The sequence below is a fragment of the Fluviirhizobium alvei genome (genome assembly GCF_030551875.1).
GTDB lineage: Bacteria > Pseudomonadota > Alphaproteobacteria > Rhizobiales > Rhizobiaceae > Rhizobium_E > Rhizobium_E alvei.
On the sequence record NZ_JAUOZU010000007.1, the window covers coordinates 449,872 to 470,041 of the forward strand.

The 20,170-nt window shown below is 58.7% G+C and carries 20 protein-coding genes and 1 tRNA gene; 7 read left to right on the plus strand and 14 right to left on the minus strand.

Annotated elements, in window-relative coordinates:
* Positions 1 to 28: 28 nt before the first annotated feature.
* A complete protein-coding gene (locus Q4481_RS11420) occupies positions 29 to 703 on the plus strand; it encodes an LON peptidase substrate-binding domain-containing protein (RefSeq protein WP_304376472.1) in 675 nt (224 codons plus the stop codon).
* A gap of 5 nt (positions 704 to 708) precedes the next feature.
* The gene (locus tag Q4481_RS11425; RefSeq protein WP_304376473.1) at positions 709 to 897 is read left to right on the plus strand and encodes a Trm112 family protein; all 189 of its coding nucleotides are present in this window, start codon (positions 709 to 711) and stop codon (positions 895 to 897) included.
* A 9-nt stretch (positions 898 to 906) separates the two neighbouring features.
* On the opposite strand, the gene Q4481_RS11430 is transcribed toward Q4481_RS11425, so the two are convergent.
* From Q4481_RS11430 to obgE, 4 genes are read right to left on the minus strand one after another with little or no spacing between them, the layout of a single operon-like run.
* A complete protein-coding gene (locus tag Q4481_RS11430; RefSeq protein ID WP_304376595.1) occupies positions 907 to 1,500 on the minus strand; it encodes a nicotinate-nucleotide adenylyltransferase in 594 nt (197 codons plus the stop codon).
* Between the two features lie 40 nt (positions 1,501 to 1,540).
* Positions 1,541 to 2,818: a glutamate-5-semialdehyde dehydrogenase gene (locus Q4481_RS11435; protein ID WP_304376474.1), complete on the minus strand. Its 1,278-nt coding sequence runs from the start codon at positions 2,816 to 2,818 to the stop codon at positions 1,541 to 1,543.
* Complete coding sequence (proB, locus tag Q4481_RS11440) at positions 2,811 to 3,977, minus strand: glutamate 5-kinase (RefSeq protein WP_304376475.1); 1,167 nt, start codon at positions 3,975 to 3,977, stop codon at positions 2,811 to 2,813. The genes Q4481_RS11435 and proB overlap by 8 nt, the downstream gene beginning before the upstream one ends.
* Positions 3,964 to 5,067, minus strand: a complete 1,104-nt coding sequence (obgE, locus tag Q4481_RS11445; protein ID WP_354542198.1) for a GTPase ObgE — start codon at positions 5,065 to 5,067, stop codon at positions 3,964 to 3,966. The genes proB and obgE overlap by 14 nt, the downstream gene beginning before the upstream one ends.
* 87 nt (positions 5,068 to 5,154) lie before the next feature.
* On the opposite strand from obgE, the gene Q4481_RS11450 reads away from it, so the two are divergent.
* Positions 5,155 to 6,015: an endonuclease/exonuclease/phosphatase family protein gene (locus tag Q4481_RS11450; RefSeq protein ID WP_304376476.1), complete on the plus strand. Its 861-nt coding sequence runs from the start codon at positions 5,155 to 5,157 to the stop codon at positions 6,013 to 6,015.
* A 40-nt stretch (positions 6,016 to 6,055) separates the two neighbouring features.
* On the opposite strand, the gene Q4481_RS11455 is transcribed toward Q4481_RS11450, so the two are convergent.
* The 8 genes from Q4481_RS11455 to Q4481_RS11490 form a co-directional block, all read right to left on the minus strand.
* The gene (locus tag Q4481_RS11455) at positions 6,056 to 6,727 is read right to left on the minus strand and encodes a GNAT family N-acetyltransferase (RefSeq protein WP_304376477.1); all 672 of its coding nucleotides are present in this window, start codon (positions 6,725 to 6,727) and stop codon (positions 6,056 to 6,058) included.
* 14 nt (positions 6,728 to 6,741) lie between these two features.
* On the minus strand, positions 6,742 to 7,371 hold the full coding sequence (locus Q4481_RS11460; protein ID WP_304376478.1) for a GNAT family N-acetyltransferase: 630 nt from the start codon (positions 7,369 to 7,371) through the stop codon (positions 6,742 to 6,744).
* Between the two features lie 134 nt (positions 7,372 to 7,505).
* Positions 7,506 to 7,775, minus strand: coding sequence for a 50S ribosomal protein L27 (rpmA, locus tag Q4481_RS11465; RefSeq protein WP_304376479.1), 270 nt, complete (start codon positions 7,773 to 7,775; stop codon positions 7,506 to 7,508).
* 30 nt (positions 7,776 to 7,805) lie between these two features.
* Positions 7,806 to 8,117, minus strand: a complete 312-nt coding sequence (gene rplU, locus Q4481_RS11470) for a 50S ribosomal protein L21 (RefSeq protein WP_304376480.1) — start codon at positions 8,115 to 8,117, stop codon at positions 7,806 to 7,808.
* 362 nt (positions 8,118 to 8,479) lie between these two features.
* Positions 8,480 to 8,860: a DUF6481 family protein gene (locus tag Q4481_RS11475; RefSeq protein ID WP_304376481.1), complete on the minus strand. Its 381-nt coding sequence runs from the start codon at positions 8,858 to 8,860 to the stop codon at positions 8,480 to 8,482.
* A 24-nt stretch (positions 8,861 to 8,884) separates the two neighbouring features.
* Entirely contained in the window at positions 8,885 to 9,109 is a 225-nt protein-coding gene (locus tag Q4481_RS11480; RefSeq protein WP_304376482.1) for a hypothetical protein, read from the minus strand.
* Between the two features lie 129 nt (positions 9,110 to 9,238).
* Complete coding sequence (locus Q4481_RS11485; RefSeq protein ID WP_304376483.1) at positions 9,239 to 9,448, minus strand: cold-shock protein; 210 nt, start codon at positions 9,446 to 9,448, stop codon at positions 9,239 to 9,241.
* Positions 9,449 to 9,973: 525 nt separating this feature from the next.
* Positions 9,974 to 11,866 (minus strand): Ig-like domain-containing protein, encoded by a 1,893-nt coding sequence (locus Q4481_RS11490; protein ID WP_304376484.1) that lies wholly within the window; start codon positions 11,864 to 11,866, stop codon positions 9,974 to 9,976.
* A gap of 321 nt (positions 11,867 to 12,187) precedes the next feature.
* On the opposite strand from Q4481_RS11490, the gene Q4481_RS11495 reads away from it, so the two are divergent.
* The 3 genes from Q4481_RS11495 to scpC all read left to right on the plus strand — a co-directional run bounded on the left by Q4481_RS11495 (position 12,188) and on the right by scpC (position 15,332).
* Positions 12,188 to 13,123 carry a DUF4357 domain-containing protein gene (locus tag Q4481_RS11495; RefSeq protein WP_304376485.1) on the plus strand — a complete coding sequence of 312 codons (936 nt, stop codon included), beginning with the start codon at positions 12,188 to 12,190 and terminating at the stop codon, positions 13,121 to 13,123.
* Between the two features lie 179 nt (positions 13,124 to 13,302).
* Positions 13,303 to 13,392, plus strand: a tRNA-Ser gene (locus tag Q4481_RS11500).
* Between the two features lie 425 nt (positions 13,393 to 13,817).
* Entirely contained in the window at positions 13,818 to 15,332 is a 1,515-nt protein-coding gene (scpC, locus tag Q4481_RS11505; RefSeq protein WP_304376486.1) for a succinyl-CoA:acetate CoA-transferase ScpC, read from the plus strand.
* A gap of 38 nt (positions 15,333 to 15,370) precedes the next feature.
* Here scpC and Q4481_RS11510 read toward each other — a convergent pair whose 3' ends face one another.
* A complete protein-coding gene (locus Q4481_RS11510; RefSeq protein ID WP_304376487.1) occupies positions 15,371 to 15,958 on the minus strand; it encodes an IMPACT family protein in 588 nt (195 codons plus the stop codon).
* Between the two features lie 196 nt (positions 15,959 to 16,154).
* On the opposite strand from Q4481_RS11510, the gene Q4481_RS11515 reads away from it, so the two are divergent.
* A complete protein-coding gene (locus Q4481_RS11515; RefSeq protein ID WP_304376488.1) occupies positions 16,155 to 17,255 on the plus strand; it encodes a zinc-binding metallopeptidase family protein in 1,101 nt (366 codons plus the stop codon).
* A 26-nt stretch (positions 17,256 to 17,281) separates the two neighbouring features.
* On the opposite strand, the gene Q4481_RS11520 is transcribed toward Q4481_RS11515, so the two are convergent.
* Complete coding sequence (locus Q4481_RS11520; RefSeq protein WP_304376489.1) at positions 17,282 to 19,999, minus strand: bifunctional diguanylate cyclase/phosphodiesterase; 2,718 nt, start codon at positions 19,997 to 19,999, stop codon at positions 17,282 to 17,284.
* Positions 20,000 to 20,170: the final 171 nt, after the last annotated feature.

A 20,170-nucleotide genomic window follows, 5' to 3' on the forward strand; every position in this document is an offset into this window, starting at 1 on the left:
ATGCTGGGCATCGCAAAGAGGAGATGCCATGCAAGTCGGTAACGCCCGCTATCTCGGAGAAAGCGACCTTCCAAAGACCCTGGGCATCTTTCCGCTGACCGGGGTCCTGCTGCTCTCCGGGGGCCATCTGCCTCTCAATGTCTTCGAACCGCGCTATCTCGCGCTGATTGACGATGCGCTCAAGGGCGATCGCCTGATCGGTCTCGTTCAGCCGGTTTTCTCGGAAGAGGCCGAAAGCCCCGCGGGCAACCCGGCCCTCTGCCAGGTGGGCACGATCGGGCGCATCACCACCTTCGGTGAAACAGGCGATGGCCGCTATGTGATCGATGTGAGCGGCGTCTGCCGGTTTCGTCTGATCGATGAACTGCCGCAGACCGAACCGTTCCGTCGCGTGCGCATCGCTCCCTTCATCAAGGATCTGAGCGAACCGGATGATGATCCGTCGGTCGATCGCGAAGGTCTGCTCACGGCGTTTCGCAGCTATCTCGATGCCCACAAGCTCGAGGTGGACTGGGATGCGGTGACGCGGACCCCGAACCGCAAGCTCGTCAACTCGCTCTCCATGATGGCGCCGTTCAGCCCGCGCGAAAAGCAGGCGTTGCTCGAAGCCAACGACCTGAAGACGCGCGCAGAGACGCTGGTGGCCATGACCGAGATCGTGCTGGCAAAAGCCTTCGGCGATGGCCTCAAGACCCTGCAGTGATTGTCATGGACGAGAATATCTCAAAACCCGACCCGAAAATGCTGGAGTTGCTGGTCTGCCCGCTCACCAAAGGCCGGTTGACCTGGGACCGCGAACGCAATGAACTCGTCTCGGCCAAGGCCCGGCTCGCCTTCCCGATCCGCGACGGCATCCCAATCATGCTCGAATCGGAAGCGCGAAGGCTTGACGAATAGCCAACGGCTCTAACCGATAATGCCCTTCTGGCGCCTGAGCACGGTCGAGCTCAGCATCGAACGCGGTCCATGCAGGAATGTCCAGGCGGGAGCCGCCATATGGCCCAGGAGCGGCGCATCATCCTCGTCGATCCGCGCGTAATCGAACGTACGCGCCATCTTGGAGGACAGGAAGGACAGGGTAGCCCCCGGCCGGTCGACCACAGCGATCGGAAATGTCCGAGCGATCTTTTCCCAGTTCTGCCAGCGATGGAAATTCTTGAGATTGTCCGCACCCATGATCCAGATGAACCGGACCTTGGGATTGCGGGCACGGATGGCAGCCAGAACCTGGGCAGTGTAAGTCGAGCCGAGCGTCCGTTCGAAGGCCGTCACACGGATCCGCGGATCTTCGGCAAAATCTTCGCACAGCGCCAGCCGCTCGGAGAGCGGCGCCAGCGCCCGATGCGATTTCAACGGATTGCCCGGCGTCACCATCCACCAGAGCTGATCAAGTGCCAGCCGGCGCAACGCAATATCCGCCACCAGACGATGTCCACCATGCGGCGGATTGAAGGATCCGCCGAACAGGCCGACGACCATTCCTGGCTCGACATGCGGCATGATCAGATAGCGCCGATCGAGTCCGCCCTGCTCCACGCTGTCAGGGCCTTGTCTGGCCGTTGCCGCGAACCCGGTATTTGAACGAAGTCAGCTGTTCGACACCGACCGGCCCGCGCGCATGCATCTTGCCCGTAGCAATGCCGATTTCAGCCCCCATGCCGAATTCGCCGCCATCGGCAAACTGCGTCGAGGCATTGTGGAGAAGGATGGCGGAATCGATCTCGTTGAAGAACCGCTCCACAGCCTTCGGATCCTCGGCGATGATCGCTTCGGTATGGTGTGACGAATAGCGGTTGATATGGGCGATCGCACCACCGACGCCATCGACGATCGCCACCGAGATGATGGCATCGAGATATTCGGTGCTCCAATCCGCCTCGGTCGCCGGCTTGAAGGCTGGGAAGACCTTGAGAACGGCCGCCGATGCCCGGATCTCGCAGCCGGCTTCCGTCAGCGCTTCGAGAATAGGCATGAGATGCGTGCCGATGGCGGCACTGTCCACCAGCAGCGTTTCGGCGGAACCGCAAATGCCTGTGCGCCGCATCTTGGAATTGAGAACGATCGTGCGCGCCATGTCGAGATTGGCCGATGCATCGACATAGACATGGCAGATGCCTTCGAGATGGGCGAAGACGGGCACACGAGCTTCCGACTGGACGCGGGCCACCAGGCTCTTGCCACCGCGCGGCACGATCACGTCCACCGAACCATCGAGCCCGGTCAGGAGTTCGCCGACGGCCGCACGGTCGGCGACCGGCACCATCTGGATCGATGCTTCCGGCAGACCGGCATCCTTCAGGCCCTTCACCAGGCACTGGTGGATGGCTTGCGAGGAATGCAGCGAATCCGAGCCGCCACGCAGGATGACCGCATTGCCCGCCTTGAGGCAGAGCGCACCGGCATCCGCCGTCACATTCGGACGGCTTTCATAGATAACGCCGATGACGCCGAGCGGCGTACGCACGCGTTCGATATGAAGTCCATTCGGACGATCCCATTCGGCGATGATTTCGCCGACCGGATCACGCAGTTCGGCAATCGCGCGGATTCCATCGGCAATCGCGCGAATGCGGCTTTCGTTCAGCGTCAGCCGATCCACCATCGACGGTGCCATGTTCGATTTTGCCGCATTGTCGAGATCGATCGCATTGGCAGCCAGAATGGCATCCTGCCGGGCGATGATTTCCTGTGCCATCGAAACCAGTGCCGCATGCTTGCGCTCGGCCGTGGCAATGGCTAGCTTCATGCTCGCGGCACGCGCTTTGCGGCCCATCTCGAGCATCAGGTCACGGACATTTTCCTGGGCGACATCAAGCATCGGTATCCTCCCTTTGCTTTTCCTTCTTGCGGCGCGCCGTCGTCATGACGAGATCGTCACGATGCACCATGGCAGCCCGGCCGGCATAGCCGAGCACCGCTTCGATTTCCGACGATTTCTTGCCGACGATCTGCCGGGCTTCGCTGGCATCGTAACCGACAAGACCGCGTGCGATTTCGCGTCCTTCCAGCGACAGGATCGCCACCGTATCGCCGCGCGCAAATTCGCCCGAGACGGAGCGAACCCCGGCAGGCAGCAGGCTCTTGCCCTGATGAAGCGCCTTTTCGGCCCCCTCATCGACCGCAAGCCGCCCGGCCGGCAGCAGTTGCCCGGCAATCCAGGTCTTGCGCGCAGTCACCGGTTCGGCCGATGGCGCGAACCAGCTGTGCCGGGCGCCATTCATGATCGCGGCCAACGGGTTCATGACCTGACCGGAGGCAATGATCATTGCGCAGCCTGCCGTCGTAGCGATCTTGCCGGCGTCGATCTTGGTGCGCATGCCGCCGCGCGACAGTTCGGAAGCAGCACCACCCGCCATGGCTTCGATCTCGGGCGTAATGGCCGGAATGAAGGGCAGGAATTCGGCTTGAGGATCGAGATGCGGCGGCGCCGTATAAAGCCCGTCGATATCAGAGAGCAGCACGAGAAGATCGGCACCCGCCATCGTTGCCACACGAGCAGCCAGACGATCATTGTCGCCATAGCGGATTTCGGTGGTCGCCACCGTGTCATTCTCGTTGATGACCGGAATGGCCTTGAGTCTCAGCAATTGCGAGATCGTGGCGCGCGCATTGAGATAACGTCGACGCTCCTCGGTATCGCCGAGCGTCAGCAGGATCTGGCCGGCGACGATCTCGTGATGCGACAGGCTTTCCGACCAGGCACGGGCCAACGCGATCTGGCCGACAGCGGCAGCAGCCTGGCTTTCCTCGAGCTTCAAGGTTCCAGAAGCAAGATCGAGAACGGTACGGCCCATGGCGATGGCGCCCGAGGAGACGACCATGACCTCGATTCCACGGCCAGCAAGAGCGGCGATATCGGCACACATTGCATCGAGCCAGGCCTTGCGCAGACCGGATTTGCGATCGACCAGCAATGCCGAACCGATCTTGATCACGATCCGGCGGCAGTCGGTCAGCGCTTTTCTATTCGTCTTCATACTCGTTATCCCAATCGTCTTCGTCGTCCATCGGCTCCATCTTCCTTTTCTTCGATGGGATGATGGCGCTTTCGGCCTTCGGCAGATCGGGATCCTCGGCCTTGCTTTCTTCGATGATGCGGGCGAGTTCGCGCAGAACCTCATTCATGCCGGCGCCCGTCACCGCGGAAATGGCAAACGGTGTCTGGCCGCAGGCACGCTTGAGCGAAGCCTTCTTCTTCTTCAGGCTGTCGGCATCGAGCGTATCGATCTGCGACAGGGCAACGATCTCGTGCTTTTCGCCAAGTCCGGCGCCATAGGCTTCGAGTTCGGCCCGCACGGTCTTGTAGGCTTTTCCGGCATTTTCTTCCTGCGCCGAGATCAGGTGCAGGAGAACGCGGGTCCGTTCGACATGGCCGAGGAACCGGTCGCCGAGACCGACCCCTTCATGGGCGCCTTCGATCAGGCCCGGAATGTCGGCCAGCACATATTCCTTGCCGTCCACCGTTGCGACCCCGAGATTGGGATGCAGCGTTGTGAACGGATAGTTGGCGATCTTCGGCCGCGCGCGGGTGCAGGTTGCCAGGAATGTCGATTTCCCGGCATTCGGCAGCCCGACCAGACCGGCATCGGCAATCAGTTTCAGCCTGAGCCAGATGGTTTTCTCTTCGCCAGCCTGACCCGGATTGGCCCAGTCCGGCGCCTGGTTGGTCGAGCTCTTGAAATAGGCATTGCCGAAGCCGCCATTGCCGCCCTTGGCAATGCGAAACTTCTGGCCCACCTCGGTCAGGTCGCAGATCAGCGTCTCGCCATCTTCCTCGAACACCTGGGTACCGGCAGGAACCTTGAGAGTGACGCTGTCGCCCTTGGCGCCATGCCGGTTGCGGCCCATGCCATGCACGCCGGTCTGCGCCTTGAAATGCTGCTGATAGCGATAATCGATGAGCGTGTTCAGACCATTGACGGTCTCGATCCAGACGTCGCCGCCGCGGCCGCCATCGCCACCATCCGGGCCACCGAACTCAATGAATTTCTCGCGGCGGAACGATACCGAGCCGGCACCACCATCGCCTGCGCGAACATAGACTTTGCACTGATCGAGAAATTTCATCTGACTGCCATTCGGAAAGGTTACGGCTTGCCATCAACCGCTTGGCGTGTTCGATATAGCGGCCACTGCGAAAGGTCAAAGAATATCATGAAAATTGCGAGTTATAACATTCAATTTGGCATCGGACTCGACGGCAAATACGATCCTCAGCGCATTGCAGCCGAACTCGGCGATGCCGACATCATCGGCTTGCAGGAAGTCACCCGCGGCTTTCCCCGCAACGAGATGGTCGATCTTCCGGCCATCATGTCCAGCCTTTTCCCCGAATTCCATCACGCTTTTGGTGCCGGCTTTGCAACGGATGCCGGATCTCAAATCGTCGATGGCCGCATGCATATGCGGCATTTCGAATTCGGCAACATGGTTCTCTCGCGTTATCCGATCCTTGCCATCCGCAACATCCTGCTGCCGCGCACACGAACCTTCGACAAGATGAACATGCAGCGCTCGGCGCTCGAATGCCTGGTTGCCACCCCCGATGGTCCCTTGCGGGTCTATTCGGTCCATCTTGACCATCGCAATCCCGAAGAGCGGATCAGCCAGATCCGCTATCTCAAGGACCGCGTCATCCAGTACGGGATCGAGGGTGGCGCCCTCACCGGCACGGCCGAGTTCGGCTTCGTCGATCCGCCGCATGCCGACGATTATGTCATCATGGGCGATTTCAACATGATGCCAGAACAGCCGGAATATCTCGCGATGGTGGGGGCGAAAGACCTCTATTACGGCCGTACGCCGCGCGCCACCGACCCAATCGATGCGATCGCCCATCTCGGCAGGCGCAAGGATGGCGACTATACCTGGGAGGAGCCGGGGCACCCCGAAATCCGCCAGTATCTCGATTATCTCTTCGTCAGCCCGACGCTCCTTCCCCGCCTCAAGGGCGGCTGGGTGGATGTCGATGCGGCGGGCTCCGACCACAAGCCGGTCTGGCTGGAAATCGGCTGATCCACAAATTGTGTGGGCGGCCCGAAGGCCGCCCACACAATCACATCGGCATATAGCCGCCGAAAGTCAGTTCGGTTTCGATGATCTTGACCATCTCGGCGCGCGGCTGGCACCAGGCTTCGCCAACGCCCGTGACATCGAAGCCCAGCTTTTCCTGAACCCGGAACGAAGCCGGATTGTCCGCAAGCGCACCGGCATGCAGGACCGCCCCCATATTGGCGGAAAAGAACCGGGCGATCGCAGCATTGGCCGCTTCCGTCATGATCCCCTCACCCCAATGCGCTTCGTCGAGCCAGTAGCCGAGATGCCAGCCACGATCAGCACCTGTATCCTTCCACTCGATCGAAACAACGCCGATCATGCGATCGGGAACATTGCCGTTGGCCGACAGGGTCGGTGCCGTCAATATCGAACGAACACCACCCAGGGTGATGGCAAAATGCCACCCCTTCGCATCCGGTTCTGACATCGAAGCCAGCCAGTCTTCCGCATCCTCGCGATAGTAGGGTTGCGGAACCCTGGCCAGCATGCGCGCAACCTTGCCATTCTCAAGCGTCGCGGCGATTGCCGGCGCGTCAGAGGCAACCGGTCTCCGCAGGGCAAGCCGTCCGGTCCGGATCAGTGGCTGGTTCGCCGCAGTCAGGACTCCACTCGGCGCCAGCAGGTTCGACAAGCCAGTCAGGCTTGCATCGTAAGCAGCGGGCGCTGCCATTCTTGCCTGCGCGTTCATCTTGCACCTCCCCAGTGCCGCAAGGAATCCCAGGTCTTGCGATCAAGCCGGAACCATTCGACGGCAACCATGCCGCCAAGCGCGAGCGAATCCGCCATGCCGGTTCCCTGAAACTGGAAACCGCACTTCTGGATGACCCGGCGCGAGGCAATGTTCATCACCCGGACTCGGGCATCGATGAAATCCACCTCGAAATTGCGGAAGCCGAAATCGATCAGCGTCTGAGCCGCTTCGGTGGCATAGCCATTGTTCCAGAAGGGCTCTCCCAGCCAGTAGCCGATTTCGAGCCCATGACCGCCGGGCTGTTCTGCAAGAGCGCAGCAGCCGATAAAGTCACGCGTTTCGATACGGGTGATGGCATAGACGCATTTGCCCATCGCGCCCGAAGCCGCGCGGGCGACGAAATTGTCGGCGTCCGTGGCGGTATAGGGGTGCGGCATGCGCGACACTTTGGACGCGACATTGATATTGTTGGCGAGATGGGCAATTGCGTGCGCATCGGCCTGTTCCGGTGCGCGCAGTACGAGCCGCTCCGAAACCAGAAGCGGGCTGAGGGCTTCCTGCGGCAAAGGCCGCAACTCACTTGGAAAGCCACTCTGGCTTTCCTTCAGTAATTGACTTTGCATGACTGCCTCCTAGGTTGAAAAGCAAAAGGGAAGATGGATTTTGACCCATCTTCCCTTTTGAACCTGGAGGTCTTCAAAGACCTACTGAGCCAGCCGGGCCGATGGGGCGCCGGCTGGTTTCAAGAGCTGCCGGCTTACTCTGCTGCTGCCGCTTTCGGCATGACGGACACGTACACTCGGCCATTGGCTTTCGTACGGTAGTCAACCGTGCCTTCCGTGAGAGCAAAAATCGTATGGTCCTTGCCGAGGCCAACATTGGCGCCCGGATGCCACTGGGTACCGCGCTGACGCACGATGATGTTGCCGGCGATAACAACTTCGCCGCCGAACTTCTTCACGCCCAGACGCTTGGAATTGGAATCGCGACCGTTACGCGACGAACCGCCAGCCTTTTTGTGTGCCATGGGTTTTCTCCTTAGTCCTCTGAAACTGCCTTACGCCGCGATCGAAACGATGCGGACAGTGGTGAAATGCTGACGATGGCCGCGCTTACGCTTGGAGTTCTGGCGACGACGCTTCTTGAACGAAATCACCTTGCGCGAACGGCCCTGCTCGACGACTTCAGCGGTAACGACCGCGCCTTCGACGAACGGAGCGCCAATCTTGGCATTTGCACCCTCGCCAACGACGAGGACTTCCTTGAATTCAACGGTGGCGCCGGCTTCGGCGTCCAGCTTCTCGATGGAGATCACGTCGTCGGCAGCAACCTGGTACTGCTTTCCGCCGGTCTTGATGACTGCGAACATTTGTTTTCCTTTCATGTTCTCTGAACCGGCCTCGATCCTTTGCCCGAAGGCTGGACCGGACGGTCTTTTTGTCAGTCGGTTGGTTCTGGCGACAAAGCCGCCGGTGGACGTCTTCTGGCTCCAAGGAACAAAAAGACTATGCCGCGAACATGACTATCCGCAACTATCGGACAAGGGCTCTACGCCTCGCCCTGCGATCTGTCAAGGCAGACCGGGCCGCTTCCGGGCACTCAATGCAGGAAATATCCGCCGAGGTGCGGCTCTTTTGCCTCAATCGGCGCTGTTCCGGCTGCCGAGCCGCCGGTCTTGACCCTAGGGAAGGATCGGGATCGTCATCGACCCCGTTCACTCCCGTCGCAAGATCAGGATTGGCGCGCCTTGCGGGCTGCGTAACGCTGGTCGCGTTTGGCCTTTCGCGCCGCCTCATCCTCGATCACGCGTGCAATACGATCCTTTTCCGCCAGAGCGCGCGCTTCACTTTCAGCGTGTTTTGCGGCTTCGATTTCAGCTTGAAGCGCGAGCGCCGCCGCTTCCGCGCGTGCACGCTCAGCCGCTTTCAGCGCCTCTTTTTCCTCACGCCTCTGCTCGCGCGCCGCAGCGGCAGCCAGACGTTCCGATTGTCTCGCGATCTGTTCCGGCCGCAGGTTTTCCATTGTGGCACGGTAGACGTTGACAAGTGTTGCCTTTGCCTCCGCTGCGGCGGCGCGGCGATCGACAAGGTCGTTGTTTCTGTGGTTTTTCAAATCTTTATCCTGGTGAGGTGAGGCTTAGACTTTGGCGGTCCGCTTGCGGACGGTATTGGCGGTTGCCGACAGGCCGTCGGCAAGTTCCTTTGCCTTGCGCGCTTCGCGCAAACGCATGGTCTTGGCATCACGCTCGGAAGCGATCGAATCCAAGGCTTCCATCGCCTGGCCGCGCGCAAAGAACTCGGTTTGCTCCAGGCCGAAAGCGGCTTCGGCCTCTTGCCGCGCCTTGCTGTATGTTTGAGTCATTGATGTCTCCTGATCTGCCGTTTGCCGGGCAAACCGCAATAAAAAAGGCCAGGCTATTTGCCTGACCTCGCTTGGTATTTTGCTCTCGCAGTGCCAGTACATCCGTGGTCAAGGGAAAGCAGATACCCTTCAGGCTGCCTGGAGATTGCAGGCCGACATCTTGCCGGACTTCATGTCCCGCTCCATCTCGTAGCCAAGCTTCTGGCCTTCGACGAGCTCGCGCATTCCCGAGCGTTCGACTGCGGAAATGTGAACGAATGCATCCGGACCGCCATTGTCAGGCTGAATGAAGCCGAAGCCTTTGGTGGAATTGAACCATTTAACTGTGCCAGTGGTCATGATCGACCCTTTCAATAGCAATAGAGAAACCACAACGCTTGTGCGCTGCGGATGATGATAGCGATTTTTGAAAGGAAGGTTCGTTCAAGGCACGGTGCTAATCGTGCGGTAACCAAAGCTAGCGAGCAAATATCGATAAACTCTAAATAGAGGCTTCGACCCACAATGTCAACGTCTGGTTTTCATTTTGGCGATTATTCTGCCAGAATCATTCGAGCAACAGCCGCACGGCTGCCAGAAAACGGCATTTGGCCTTTCCAGGGTGAGCGAGTGCAACAGTTTCAATATCAGAACTGGGAAGCCTACCGAGATGTGGGAACTGCCTGGCTGCCTCCCCGCAGTCTGTCTCAGCTGGACGCCACTCTCGGAGTGGTTGGCGCCTAAACACAGCGTCTTTGCAGCACGCCCCTGGGGAGACGCTGTTCGCAGCGACAACGACTTTCGCCGATGCATCGGGGCCTATTTGTCTTCGCTCTGAAAATCGTGCGCTATCCGATGCTACGGCTGCGGAGCGCTGCCGCACATTCAGAACTGGAACATGCCCTTGGTCAGTTCGTCGAGGTCCATGTGGTTTATGATCAACACCGAGCCGTCGCCAGCGGTAATCCTGACGGTGTCGCCGACCTCGCTGGCGTGATGGGCAACAAGATCCCTGTAATTGTCGATGCCGGCAGCGTCGGACAAATCGATGATATCGCCCTCCTTGCGATGAAAATCCAGGATGACATCCTTGCCATAGGCCTTGCCGAATACGAATGTGTCGGCGCCTTCGCCGCCCGTGAGCTTGTCGTTGCCGAGCCCGCCGTCGACGAGATTGTTCTTCGCGTCACCAAACAGGATGTCATTTCCCGTGGTGCCATTTGGATCCTCTCTGACATCCTTGACCGTGATCGTGAACGTCCTGTGCACCGTGATGCCGTCGTCGTCGGTCGCCAGGATCTTGACGGCATAGGTCGACTTTGTCTCGAAGTCGAATTTTGCCCCCTTGTTGACGACGAGGTCGCCGTCGACAATCCTGAACATCTTGTCCGGATTGTTGCCGAGTTCGAACGAGGCGAAGTCATGGCCATCGCCATCTTTGCCGGAGAGCGCGCCAATCACTGCGCCAGCCTTGGAATTCTCAGCGATTGCTCTGTTCGACAGCGCGATGGAGTCGCCGGATGTGGCTGGATATAGCACGGTGAGTTCGAACGTATCGCGGGCCTTGGCCGTACCATCCGATGCCGTGACAGTGATTTCATAATCGCCCACATTTTGCGAGCCCGGCTTGACCTTAAGCGCGCCGGTTGCAGTGTTGAACGTCATCCATGATGGCATGGTTTTGCCATTGACCTTGATCGCATAGGCCAAGTCATCGCCTTCAACATCGGTGAAATGCGTATCACCGATCTTCAATGACAGGCTTTCGCCGGCGCGGATCTCGGCATCCGCATTCGCACTGGTCAATTTAGGGGCATCGTTGACGGCAGTGACATTGATCGTCAGCGTGTTCGCGTCTGCCGATGTGGTGTTCTCCTGCACCAAGGGATCAGCGTCGTCCTTCACATTGAACGTGATATGCGCCTCGCCAGTCGCGTTGCTGCTCGGCTTCCAAACAAGCTTGCCGGCTTCGATATCGGCCTTCGATACCGTTACGGGGCCGCCAGACAAATCGAGTTCGACATCGCCGAGCCAGAGTTCGCCATCGCCGCTCACCGCAGAGATGATGGCCGCATCGAACTGATTGACCTGCGAACCCGCATCCTTGGAATCGGAAAATCCAAAGTCATCGACTGCAAGCGTATGGCTGCTGTCTTCCGCTATCGTCACCGTTTTGTCAGACCCGAACGGCGCATCCCACTCGTTCGACACGATGACGCTGTAGGTTGTCGTTGCCGACGCGCCACTTTGATCGGTGACGGTGACAGTCACCGTATCAGTTCCATAGAAATCCGTAGCGGCCGTGTATTGGAACTGGCCACCAGACAAAGAAACGGCTGTTCCATGCTCGGCACTGAATGTGAAGCTGAGTAAGGAGACAGCGTCGTCGACATCAGCCGCCAACACGGTCGGTGTTACTATTCCCTCTTCAACTACAGTACCGGCGAGCGCCTGACCGGTTGTGAATGTCGGCGCGTCATTGGTCCCTTTTACGTTGATTGTGAGCCATGTGAATGTCCCGTCCAGCGTTTCGACCGCGATTTTGTCATCGTAATTCCAACCGTCAGGCATGGAATCGACCGTGTTCATCTGGTAGGTCCAGGCGCCGTCCTTGGTCAGCGAAAGGACACCATAGGTCATCTGAACGTTGACAAGCGGCTTGAACTCCCGCTCTCCATCAACATCGTCGATGGTCAACTGACCGGATGCCGTGACGATCTCGTCCTCTTTCACATTCCCTGTGAGATCGCCCCCGACGACTGCTGCGCTATTGGTCAATTTCAGCGTCCTTGTTCTGGGCAATCATCGCTGCCGAGCGGCATAGCATCCCCGATGCTATACGTGCGTATCAACCAATAAGCTACACACAATCTAAAGATCTAAACTTTAAGCAAAAGTTGCGCCATCTCCGTGAGCGGATTGCGATCCCGCCCGCCCAGAAGGCATTCCAGACCTCATCGACCTTCGAGCGGATCACCTGTGAGCATGCTGTTTCATCCCAATAATCACTCGAGTCGGTTTGACACTAAGCCATAGAGGCGTGTTACAGAAGTTGCATCATAAAGTTGAGCTCTGATGCTCTGCAAGGAGAGGAACGTCGTGGATCCGGTCGGTCGCGTCGTCAAGATCTTTATCACCGGTCAGGATCCGCGCAGTCTGCGGACGGTCGAACTCGACAACTGGACCGGCGTCGCAATCACCGGCCAGCCGGAGTTCTTCAAGAAGGCGCTTGAAGCCGAAGTTCTCGCCAGATCATGCGTCTATCTCCTGATCCGATCCAGCGCCGACGATGATCTGCCGGAAATCTATGTTGGCGAAAGCGACGACTTTTCGCAGCGCTATACGAGCGGAAAATTTCCGATCGAGTTCGATACGTTCCTGATTTTCACCAGCAAGGACGACAATCTCACGCGCGCGCATGTGAAGTGGCTGGAACGCGAATTGTGGATGATCCTCAAGCGCAACAGCGGCAAGGCGCTGGTCGCCAACAGCAACACGCCGACGGGATCAAACCTGCCGCGCGCCGATATCGCAACAATGCGGACCTATTATCTGGGGAATCTAATCTATGTCCTCGAGGCCCTGGGCTATGACTTCTTTTCCGTTGAGGAGCGGACATCGGCGTCGCCTCAAGCGTCTCGCCGGAATGATGAGGTGGTTGCTGGGACCGCAAGCCCACCCCTCAACCTCTATACGCACCTTCCCAAACGTCCCCAGGACAAGGCCTTTCTCCGATACGCGGATGGCGCCTATACATTGCTGGCTGGGTCCAGGATCAATGCGAAGACGACCGATAGCCTGCCCGCGAATGTCCGGAAACTTCGTGACCAGCTGATTGCGGACGGCGACCTCATTGACAACGGCGACCATCTCGATCTGAGGCGCGACATTCCTTTCTCCAAGCCGTCTCCGGCGTCCGCGCTGGTAAAAGGCCGGAGCTCGACAGGTTACCTGGACTGGCTGAGAGAAGGCGATGGCCTGCAACTGGGCGCCGTTCTCGGTCTTGCAGCACCAGTGGCTGCGAGTGACGAATAGGCGTAACCGCGCCACAATGAGCCTCTGCGGATGCTGCCAGGCGGTCGGGATAACGACCTGAAGAAACCGCCCCAAACCCCGTTTTTCCATCTTGCCATCCCGGAAAATCGTCGCTATATCCCGCGCACGCTTCGCCCATGAGCCCTCGACCAGCTCTCCACTCGGGCGAAACGGACTGCGGAGAGGTGGTAGAGTGGTCGATTGCACCGCACTCGAAATGCGGAGTACCTTCACGGGTACCGTGGGTTCGAATCCCACCCTCTCCGCCATCTGTTTCTTTGATACGCAAATCTACACTTTTCCCGCCGCTAAGCTTCCGTCGGCCAGCCATGGAGCCTTCAGGCAGGTCAGATCGGGCAGGCACCGCTCCGCTCATAGATTCTTGCCCTCACCGTTGCGGGCCGCGTGGAGACGATTGCCGAAAGCGCCTCATGAACGAGCGCGATACAATCGGCGGCGGAACGTGGATCTTTTCGGTTTGAATCAGCCAGAGTCCCGAGCAGCACATATCCTCTCCCGATGCCGGCTACTCGAGCTGTGAGCTGCCATTGTCCGAAAGTCTGAGGCAAATCAGCCCGAAAGAGGCTTGCAAGCCGTTCTTGTGGCGCTATCACGGTCGGCATGCGCACTTTGCGGCCACGCGTAACAGTCCTCCCCCTCCCGGCCGCCAACAGCAAGAACAAAGAGGCACGCCATGAGCCCGTCCCGTATTGCTCCTTCCTCTCTTCGCAACAAGATCATGACCGCCGACGATGCCGCAAGCCTGATTTCCGACGGTTCTACCGTCGGCATGAGCGGCTTTACCGGTTCCGGCTACCCGAAATCAGTTCCGCTCGCGCTCGCCGCGCGCATGGAAACCGCACATAAGGCAGGCAATCCGTTCCGCCTCAAGGTCTGGACTGGTGCATCGACCGGACCGGAACTCGATGGTGCTCTTGCCAAGGCCGACGGGATCGAATTTCGCCTGCCCTATAATTCCGATCCCATCGCCCGCGAAAAGATCAACAAGGGCCAGATGGAATATTTCGACATGCATCTGAGCCAGGTGGCGCCGATGGCCTGGCAGGGCTTTCTCGGTCCTCTGGATACGGCTGTGGTGGAAGTCTCGGGCATTCGCGCCGATAGCACCCTCATTCCCTCCTCCTCCGTAGGCAACAACAAGACCTGGCTTGAGCGGGCATCCCGCATCATTCTCGAGGTGAATGCCTGGCAGAGTTCCGAACTCGACGGGATGCATGACATCTATTACGGCACGGCGCTGCCGCCCAATCGCGTACCGATTCCGCTGGTCCGGCCCGACGATCGGATCGGAGAGACCGGTTTCCGTTGCGATCCCGACAAGATCGTCGCCATTGTCGAGACCGATGCGCCCGATCGCAATGCACCCTTCGCCAAACCCGATGCGGTTGCCGGTGCCATTGCCGGCCATCTTCTCGAATTCTTCGCCCAAGAGGTGAAGATGGGCCGACTTCCGGCCTCTCTGCTTCCGCTGCAATCAGGCGTCGGCAACATTGCCAACGCCGTTCTGAGCGGCCTTCTCGATGGCCCGTTCGACAATCTGACGGCTTATACGGAAGTCATTCAGGATGGCATGATCGACCTTCTGGAATCGGGCAAGATGCGCATGGCATCAGCCACCGCCTTCTCGCTTTCGCCGGAAGCCGCTGCACGCGTCAATGCCGACATGGCGAAGTTCCGCAACAAGATGATCCTGCGGCCACAGGAGATTTCTAACCATCCCGAACTCATCCGCCGGCTTGGCTGCCTGGCCATGAACGGGCTGATCGAAGCCGATATCTACGGCAATGTGAACTCCACCCATGTCATGGGATCGCGCATCCAGAACGGCATCGGCGGGTCGGGTGATTTTGCCCGCAACGCCTATGTTTCCGTGTTCATGACGCCATCGACCGCCAAGGGCGGCAAGATTTCCGCGATCGTGCCGATGGCGAGCCATGTCGATCATATCACCCAGGATGTGCAGGTGATCGTGACCGAGCAGGGGCTGGCCGATCTTCGTGGTCTCTCACCCAAGCAACGGGCCGAGGTGATCATCGAAAACTGCGCCCATCCGGACTATCGCCCGATGCTTGCCGATTATTATCGGCGTGCGCTTAAAGGCTCCTACGGACTGCAATCGCCCTCCCTGCTCAACGAAGCCCTTTCATGGCACCAGCGCTTCGTCGAAACCGGATCTATGCTGCCGTAATCGGTCGGAATCCAGATCCTGGCCGGATCGAACTGACCTCAATCCGGCCAGATCACCTTGAGGCGACCCGCCGTCAGGTCGGAAAGAAGCCTTCCCACTTCGTCCTGCATCGCGAGCGGAACTGCAAGGCTGAGCGCCACGCCATCGGCGAGAAACTCTTCTCCGGTAACTGCAAGATCGGCAATCGATTTCAGACGGCCTCTGACCCGCGGAAGATCGGCGAAGGTACAGACGAGCCGCCCTTCGATGGTTGCGATGACGCGCTTGCGCTCGGCGGCCTTCAGACAGGCTGCTGCCGTGCCGCCATAGGCGCGCACCAGCCCGCCAGCCCCGAGCAGCGTGCCGCCGAACCAGCGGGTCACCACCACGACGACATGGTCGAGCCCCTGCCCTTCGATGACCTGCAGGATCGGCTTTCCGGCCGTACCGCTTGGCTCACCATCGTCGCTGAAACGATAGATCGCGCCGATCTTCCAGGCCCAGCAATTGTGGTTGGCGCTCGCATCCCCATGACTGGCGATGAAGGCCTTGGCATCCTGTTCTGTCGAGACGGGGCCGGCAAACGCTCGGAAAACGCTTTTCTTGATGTCCTGCTCATAGGTCGACACCGCCGCCAGTGTTTCCATTTCCCGAACGTCCCATCCCTGCCTGCCAACCGCTCTGGCCGCCGAGCGGCATGCAAACCACAGCAGCCAGCAAGTTTCCAGCCCCACGAGGCGCTTGCCGCACCATCTTCGACCTATTTCATCGGCTGCACCACAATCGGGAACATTTCTGCGGCGAATGGGTTTATGGTGGCTGATGACGCCTCAGGTGAGAAAAATGAAAATCTTCCAGTGCCACAATTGTTCGAACCAGCTTCATTTCAACAATGATGTCTGCCTGAAGTGCGGGTATCGCGTCGGATATGATCCGCAACTGTTCGATATGGTATCGCTCGTCCCCGATGACGACATCTGGCTGCCATCGACGAAGACCGGAAAGAGCTACTATCTCTGCCAGAATGCCGAACAGGCTGCCTGCAACTGGCTGGTGGATGCCGAAAACGGACCCGGCTATTGCATGGCCTGCCGCTTCAATCTGACGATTCCCGATCTGTCCCAGGCTGGCAATCTCGACAGATGGCAACGCATCGAACAGGCCAAGAAGCATCTGATCTATTCGCTCACGCGGCTGGGACTTCCCCTGCCCAATCGCATCGACGACCCTGATCGCGGGCTGGCGTTCGAGTTTCTCGCCGACGTCGCCAACGTCGATGGTTCGATCGAAAAAGTCCTCACGGGTCATTCTGACGGGCTGATCGCGCTCAACATTGCCGAAGCCGACGATGCGGAGCGCGAACGCCGACGGGCTTCCATGGGCGAGCCCTATCGCACTCTGGTCGGTCACTTCCGGCACGAGATTGGCCATTTCTATTGGGATCTTCTGGTTCGCAATCAGGGCAAGATCGCCGAATTCCGCGAAGTCTTCGGCGATCCCGATCAGAATTACGGCGAGGCCCTGCACCACCACTATACGAACGGGGCCCCGCCCGATTGGCAGCAGAACTTTATTTCCGCCTATGCCAGCAGTCACCCCTGGGAGGATTTCGCCGAGACATGGGCTCATTGCATGCACATGACGGACGGGCTTGAAACGGCGCAGTGCCTCGGTCTCGCCTTTGGCGGAACCGGGTCGGACTCGGTCGACACGACTTCTCTTTCAGATCCCTACCACGCCGAGAATGCCCACGACTTGATTGCCGCATGGATTCCGCTAACGGTCGCCATCAATTCGATGAACCGCAGCCTCGGCCAGCCGGATCTCTATCCGTTCGTTCTCAGTGGAGAGGTGATGGCGAAGATCGATTTCATCATTCGTCTGATGGCAGCAGCACGCCTTTCAAACAGCGGGCAAGCGGGTTCCACACCGTATCTCGTGTAACGAAGAGCTTAAACGTCAAACGATCGTCAGGCGCTCTGGGCTGATTTGGCTGAGACGAAATCGAACCTGTCGAACCATTTCCGCTCCCGTACGAAAGTCAGGATATCAGTCGGACTCAGGGCAGGCGCAAACGCATAGCCCTGCAGCGTATCGCAGCCGAGGTCCCGCAGGATTTCGGCATGGGCACTGGTCTCGACGCCTTCGGCGACGATCTCGATGCCGCGCGCCTTACCGATTTCGATGATCGAGCTCACCAATTGCCTCTGCGCAAGAGATTCCGACAGCGGACGGATGAGCTGACGATCGATCTTGAGCCTGCGCGGTGTAAGTTTGAGCAAAGTCACGATCGAGGCATAACCGGTGCCGAAATCATCGATTTCGATATCGACCCCGAGTTCCTTGAGTTTCTCGATCTGCGGGATCAGTTCCTCGTCATCCCCATCGAAGGAGATGGATTCCAGGAGTTCGAAGGACAGGCTCCCCGGCTGGAAGGTCAGCTGTTTGAGCTTGTTCACCAGGCTTTCGTCCGCCAGCCTCTGGGCGGAAATGTTGACGGACACCTTGGGGATGTGGAAACCACTTGCGGCCAAGCGATAGCGCTGCATCAGCGCCTGTTGCAGGACGATCTCATCGATCGAGGCGACGACCTTCAGGTTTTCCGCGATGCGCAGGAAGGAATCCGGACCGAGAATTCCCTTTGATGGATGGTCCCAACGGGCAAGAGCCTCCAAGCCGACGATTTCGAGCGTCTGGGCATCGAATTGCGGCTGGTACCAGGCAACAAATTCGTTCTGCTCGAGGCCACGCAGAATCTCGTCCGCCGTTCTCTTGGTATTGATGGCGACATGGCGCAACGTGTCAGTAAAGCGTTCGACCCTGTTACGGCCGCGTCGCTTGGCTTCATAAAGCGCGATGTCGGCATTGATGAGGAGTTGATCGATCCCGTCATCGTTGCTGCGGCTTGCAAGGCCGATGGAAGCGCCGACGCGGCATTCATGCCCTTCGAAATCGATCGGACGGCTCATGGCCTCCACAAGGCGAGCGGCCAGGGCACCATACTCTTCTTCGTCATGCGTCCCATTGGAAATGATGACAAACTCATCGCCGCCAATCCGCGCCAGGAAATCATCGGGGAAAATGTTTTCGCGAAGAACGGCAGCAGCATGCTTGAGAATGACATCGCCAGCGGCATGGCCAAGCGTATCATTGATATCCTTGAACCGATCGAGGTCGATATGCAGGATGGTCACGCTGGCTTCTTTTACATCTGTGACCACCCGCTCCCGTTCGACCATGATCTGGTCGAGGTAGCGACGGTTCGGCAGACCAGTCAGCGCATCGTGCAATGCGGCGCTCTCCATACGCATCCGCGCCTGTTCAAGCTCGATATTCTGTAGCTCCGCCTGCAGCTTTGCCGTCCTCAGATCATCCTGAAGGTGAATGTCAGCAGTGACATCCCAGTTGACGCCGACAATCTTCTTGTGCCCTTTCGAGTCCCTGTAGGGCGCCCCGATTGCTCGGATATGCCGAATGGCACCCGAGCTGCTGATGACCCGGAACTTGCTTTCATATTGATCGTCATTGGCTTTTGCCGCAGCGAATTCCTGTTCGGCCTTTTCGAAATCATCGGGATGAAGAACGCTTGCCCAGTCTTCATAGCCTGCAACGGGTTTGCTTGGGTCGACACCATAAAGGTCTCGCATGCGGTCATCCCAAATCAGACCATTGGTGGCTATGTCATATTCCCAGATACCGATTTTCGATGTTTCCAGAGCCACTTGCAGGCGGTGCGACAGGGCCGTGAGTTCGTCTTCGCGATCCTGCAACGTTCTGATATTGCGCTCGCGCTCCTGCATCAGCCGACCCGCCCAAAGCATCGGCGCCAGAATAAGGATCCCTCCACTGAGGAGCACCGCACGGAATTGCCAAAGGTCGCTTCGCGGCATTTCCCAGCCTGCTTTGGGAATCGCCGATAGCTGCCAATCCTCGTGCCCCAGCTTGATCCGCATGACGACCGGACGCTGCCTGAATATCTCATCCTCGCCATAGAAAGCGGGGTTCAGCCGCCCATCCGGCATTTCCGAGGCGATCGCCACCCTGATCGGCAGGCTCTGACTTGAAAGGCCGCTATCGCGATAGAGCTTTTCGAGGTCCATGACCGCCGAAACGATTCCCCAGAACCTTTGTACGCCCGATGCAGTGTCGAAGTAGACGGGAAAGCGCGCGATCAGCCCGGTACCACCCTGAACCAGATTCACCGGCCCGGTCACGATCGGTCGTGCGGAGAATCGGACGCGCAACGCCGCTTCCTTTTGTTGCGGAACATTCCGATAGTCGAGCCCGATAACCTTCTCGTTGCCCTGCAGGGGATAGACGAGATTGACGACGAAGCCCCGGGCGGCCGCGACATTCCGAATCTGCGGGGCTCGCCGCATGATGCGCCAACCGAGTTCGGCAAAGCGAGGCTGCGCCATGTCGGGTTCGGTCTCGAGCGTGCCGACCAATCCCTGAACAAGTTTGAGATTGCCGCTGATATTCGCATCAAGCTTGGCCTTGATCAGCCCGAGCTGCTCAGATGTGACATTGCGGAGATTATTGTATTCGTTTTTCTGTCGTTGCCAGTCGGCAAAAAATCCGACGACGAGGAGAGCCGCAAGCGCAACCAAGGCTGGCAGATAGTGAAACAGGGCGGTTTGGGAGAATTCTGCATTCCCCGCTCGTGCGCCTTTGCCCGTCGTCGCCATATCTATCCCGGATCGTTAATGAAAGCGGTCGCTATCCAATTTGAGACAATTTCTACGATTAGAACATGCACACATACTCTTAAGAGAGTCTTTAGAATTGCTTCTATTCCCGCGCGTTCTGGCGGCTGTTGAGCACAAACGATGCGACAAAATGGCTAGAACGAGAGAAGG